The sequence below is a fragment of the Duganella fentianensis genome (assembly GCF_009857835.1).
Classification (GTDB): domain Bacteria; phylum Pseudomonadota; class Gammaproteobacteria; order Burkholderiales; family Burkholderiaceae_D; genus Rugamonas; species Rugamonas fentianensis.
In genome coordinates this window covers 1-693 of record NZ_WWCL01000024.1, presented here as the reverse complement: position 1 = coordinate 693, position 693 = coordinate 1, and the positions used below count along the sequence as shown (strand labels likewise).

The 693-nt window shown below is 61.5% G+C and carries 1 pseudogene; it reads left to right on the top strand.

Annotated elements, in window-relative coordinates:
• Positions 1-564, top strand: a pseudogene (locus GTP23_RS22420) (ATP-binding protein); the annotation flags it as partial.
• Between the last annotated feature and the right edge of the window lie 129 nt (positions 565-693).

The window sequence follows — 693 nt, the reverse complement described above, 5'->3', positions numbered from 1 at the left end:
TACGACGACAACGAGTACGAATGGCTGCGCGACGTGCATGACCATCTGGACCGGTTGCAGATCAAGCTGTTCACGATCCTCGTCGGCCAGCAGGATCTGCTGGCCATCAAGATCGCCATGCAGTGCGCCGGCAAGACCCAGATTGTGGCGCGCCTGATGGTCGACGAACTCGCATTCCATGGCATTCGCAATGCCGCCGATGTCGCCACCTGCCTGATCGGTTATGGCCAGACCAATTTCCCGCGCCGCACCGACTGGTCTTTTACGCGCTTCTATCTGCAGCAGGCGGTGGACGCCGGATATCGCCTGGTCGACGATGCCCAAGTGCTTTGGGAGGCCTTCGCCGCGATACACAACAAGGCGGGGCTGGCCGGCGCACTGGAGATTCCGATGGAATCGTTCACCCGTGCCGTCGAGATCGTGCTCAAGGAAAGCGAGCTGCAGGACGCTGCGCATTACCGGCCGTCGGCCCAGTTGTGGATCCAGGCGGTGCGCAGTTCCGGCTATGTCCAGGCTCGGGTGGCGACCACTTGCAGCCTGTCGGAACTGTCCAGCGCCGCGTGATGCCATGGAGGCCAAGAGCTTGCCCATCATGCTGTTCGACGAGCGCGCGCTGACGCCGTCTTTCGGCTACGTGTTCGACCCGAAATGGCTCGATCCGTTTGAATCGATCGTGTCCATCCTGTGGAAGCT